The following is a 3,774-nucleotide window of genomic DNA, read 5'->3' as shown; positions in this document are numbered from 1 at the left end:
CAGATATCATTTCTGACGCAATCCCTCCTGGCGGTATCCAGGTTCCAGCAAGCGGCGAGCCGATAATCCTGATGGCCGAACGCCAAACGACTGGAGGTTACCCGAGGATTGGGACTGTCGTATCTGTTGACCTGCCGGCACTTGCACAGGCTCTGCCTGGATCTGTCATACGCTTTAAGGAAATTTCTATCGAAGAAGCTCAGGCTTTGTATTTGCGAAGAAAGAAAATTTTCAAGAATTTCACTTTAGTAGCAGGAAATCAGCGTTAATGTTCTAAATCTCTTAAACCTGAATCCATTAAGGATTCAGGTTTTTTGGTGAAAAACAACCTGCGGTATAAAATCATCCTGACTGGAAATAACTGATAAAATCAGTGTTTACGGGGGAGATTAGTACATGTATTTATTATTGGTCATTGCAGTCTGGATTTTGTTTGCCTATAAATTCGTTGACTGGTCACAGTGGAAGAAGCAGTATTCGACCATTTTGTTTTTTATGGTCATGAACCTGCTGTACAATACAATTTACTATAATCATACTTTATGGGCTTTTCGCGGAATTACAGCTGATTGGCTTAACCACTCGATTATTAACCTTGCTTTTACATTTTTCATTTGTCCGGTTGGTTTAATCATCTACCTTCAACGTTTTCCATCGTCTAACAGAAATCAATTTATCTATGTTGGGATATGGGTAACCTTTTATACGATTATTGAGGCGCTGTTCGCGCACAGGGGCATGTTTGTTTACGATCACGGCTGGAACAGCTGGCATAATATCTGGCTGAATTTAATTTTATTCGTCGTGCTGAGGATCCATTATAAAAAACCTATAACAGCCTGGCTGATTTCGATCCCTTTTGCTGTCATTTTTTATTTCATATTTCCCGTCCCGCTGGAAAGTCTAAAGTAAAAGAGGAGGTCTATCCATGTTCATTCAAAATGCACTTTCAGCACCTGTCTTTTTTGCATTACTGTTTTTGACCTACATAGCCATGTGGATTTATATCAGCAAGCATAAGGTAAAGCATCACCGCAATAAAGAATAATATGATAGAGCAGGCTCACAAATGTGCCTGCTTTTTTCTTTCTGGTAGAATGTTTTAAGAGTACATAATACAAAAGAGGAGGGTTCAGATGAATTTTCTTGAAAAAATAGAACCTCACTTATTATCAGATGATCTGCTTGTCCAGGAATTTGTTATGCACGCATTAATGGAATATCCTCATATACCTGAAGATTGGACTGTTAGGCTGCTAAAAGAAGCAATCGCTAAAAAGGAAAAGGAGATCACGATTCTGGCCAATATCGATAGATTTCCGTTTAACAGTGAAGCTGTTGCGGTCCTTTTGAATGGTGCAGAGGCATGTGGTCCTGACAATCAGTTTTTGTATGCCAGGTTGATTCGTAACATCAGTTCTGACCTAAAACTGAAGCATCGAACTCAACTGGAGAAGTATTTGCCAGAGAAGGAATTTGACTACATTCAATTTTTAATGACCGGGGAAGAAACCCAGGTCTGGGAAGAGTATGGTTCCGTTCTTGCTGCCCTTGGAACAGACGATTCCTTTAATCAGGATTTGTACAGCAAGGCAAAAGAGATTGCAGCTATCATGGTGAAACGTGGTTTTATAAAAGATCATGAAATTAAATATACCTTCAAGGAACAGGAAACGGAAAAGTTCTTTCACTTTAATGGGATATTAGCTGTCTATATGGCAGGGCTAATGAAGATGGAACAGTATATCCCTTATCTTGCAGGTCTCATTGAAAGAGAAGATGATTTGTTGCAGGAAGAAATTTCAGACACACTATCACTGTTTCAAACAGATGCAGTTGTCGAACATGTCGCATCAAAAATTAACAATGATTCCATGTCAATCTATCCGATTTCTGTTCTCGGCAATACGAAAACGGCCAGTTCAGTGGAAAAACTGAAAAGCTTATATCCATTGATTGAGGATGAAGAAAATAAAGTATTGATCGTAGAAGCCTTGTGCCATCAGCTGTCAGAAGATGGACTTCCGGTCGTGGAAGATGCTGTAAAGGCTGGATACTATTCATCTATACTTGAGAGTGAAAGAATTCTTTATGGGTTCTATAAAGTTATGGACATCGACCATCCGAAACTAGGTGAGTGGAAAAGACTTGCGATTCAGCGTGATGAGGATTACCTGAACCGGAAAAAGGAATTAGAAGCCCAGGAATTTCCTTTGATGCAGTCACAGCCGGTAAAGGCGGAGCCAAAAGTAGGACGCAATGATCCCTGCCCATGCGGCAGCGGCAAAAAGTATAAGAAGTGCTGCGGAAAATAAAACTTGAAAAAACACGATGAATCCAGTCATCGTGTTTTTCTTTATATCCCAATATCCCCGCTAATCTCACGAGAAGATTCCACATATTTCGCGGCGGCAGGTTTGCCTTTTACAAAAATCAATGTGTAGGCAAGCAGCAGTCCAAGAAGAAACACGACTGAAAAGCCATAAAGAAAATGGTAGCTTGTATAGGAAGCCAAGATGCCAAGTCCTGTCGATCCAAGGGCCATGCCGAGATCCATGGATGAAAAATACATCGCATTTGCCGTTCCTTGTTTTTCCTTTGGTACGGAACTGACTGCCAATGCCTGAAGTGTAGGAGTGACGGTACCATACGCGACTCCATAAAACCCAGCTGCAATCAGCAGTGTTAACGTATTTTGAGTGAATGCCAAAAGCGACAGTCCTATAATACCTGCAATCGTCGCAGGGTAGATGATTACCTTATGGCCGTACTTATCAAACATTCTTCCGGATACGGGTCTGACCAGAATCATCATAATGGTTAAAACGAGGAAGAATAGTGAGATGGATGCGACAATATTCGCTTCTTTCCCCAGTTCTCTTAAAAAGCTGATAACTCCGCCAAGTGTGATGGAGAAAAATGCCGTTAAGATAGCTGGTGTAAAAGCTTTTCGGTCAAAGGCATGTTCCTTAAAGCTCACTTTCTGAACAGCCTTCTTAGCTGGAACTGGCCTTTCAGGGCCTTTTACAAAAAGATTCAGGATCAAAGTGATGATAGTCAAAAGGATTGACAGGATGATCAATATATTAAAGGAGAAAATCTGAAGGAGGGCTAACGCCAGCATGGGTCCAAGGCTGGTTCCGACACTTGTTGCGAGACCGTAATAGCCAATACCCTCGCCTAATCGATGAGTTGGGATTATGTTCGTTGCCATCGTCGAAAAAATAGTAGTGATGACTCCAAAGCCGATTCCATGAAAAATCCTTAGCAATAACAACAATCCAACAGATTCCTGCCCGAAACTCAAACCAACTGAAATGGCGATAAAGCCCAATGAGAGGAGGCTCAACTTTTTGTTGTCCATTTTCTGCATGAGAGAACTTACAAAAGGGCGGGTAGCAATGGCTGCAGCCATGAAAACAGTGGTCATTAAACCTCCCTGTGCCGGGTTATTTTTTACGTCAGTGATAAACGCAGGAAAGCCTGCTGTCAGCAGCTGCAAACAAAGAAAAAATAAAAAAGCCATTAGAACAATGGCTGTAAACTGTGTAGTCCATAACTTAGATGTCTGGTTCATGAATTAGCCTTCTTTCTATTTGTTTTCCTCCAAAAGCATTTCGATATTTTTCTCTAATGAAAGTACTGTCTCTTTATAGATTGCCAGCTTTTCAGCTTGAATAGAGTTTGTGATTTTCGCAAAAACTTCCTCAAGATTTGGGGTCACTACTTTCACCAATTGCGCACCTTTTTTGGTGATTTTAATAAGAAATGAAC

At 40.8% G+C, this 3,774-nt stretch carries 4 protein-coding genes and 1 pseudogene; 3 read left to right on the top strand and 2 right to left on the bottom strand.

Features of this window, described 5'->3' with window-relative positions:
- The 3 genes and pseudogenes from WB217_RS00610 to WB217_RS00600 all read left to right on the top strand — a co-directional run.
- Positions 1-269: pseudogene (locus tag WB217_RS00610) on the top strand (KipI antagonist); the annotation flags it as partial.
- 127 nt (positions 270-396) lie between these two features.
- Positions 397-912, top strand: a complete 516-nt coding sequence (locus WB217_RS00605; protein WP_423989660.1) for a CBO0543 family protein — start codon at positions 397-399, stop codon at positions 910-912.
- A 224-nt stretch (positions 913-1,136) separates the two neighbouring features.
- Positions 1,137-2,315, top strand: a complete 1,179-nt coding sequence (locus WB217_RS00600; protein ID WP_423989658.1) for a YecA family protein — start codon at positions 1,137-1,139, stop codon at positions 2,313-2,315.
- A 41-nt stretch (positions 2,316-2,356) separates the two neighbouring features.
- Here the strand turns inward: WB217_RS00600 and WB217_RS00595 are convergent, their stop codons facing one another.
- Positions 2,357-3,577: an MFS transporter gene (locus WB217_RS00595; RefSeq protein ID WP_423989656.1), complete on the bottom strand. Its 1,221-nt coding sequence runs from the start codon at positions 3,575-3,577 to the stop codon at positions 2,357-2,359.
- Between the two features lie 15 nt (positions 3,578-3,592).
- The coding region (locus WB217_RS00590) for a hypothetical protein (RefSeq protein WP_423989654.1) at positions 3,593-3,774 on the bottom strand (182 nt) is incomplete at its 5' end.

The organism is Mesobacillus sp. (genome assembly GCF_049588175.1).
Taxonomy (GTDB): Bacteria; Bacillota; Bacilli; order Bacillales; family Cytobacillaceae; genus Mesobacillus.
This window is presented reverse-complemented; position numbering and strand designations above follow the sequence as displayed.

Bases quoted from the DNA above. Each gene is read 5' to 3' on its own strand.
- WB217_RS00605 (WP_423989660.1), top strand. From the start codon at position 397: ATGTATTTATTATTGGTCATTGCAGTCTGGATTTTGTTTGCCTATAAA.
- WB217_RS00600 (WP_423989658.1), top strand. From the start codon at position 1,137: ATGAATTTTCTTGAAAAAATAGAACCTCACTTATTATCAGATGATCTG.
- WB217_RS00595 (WP_423989656.1), bottom strand. From the start codon at position 3,577: ATGAACCAGACATCTAAGTTATGGACTACACAGTTTACAGCCATTGTT.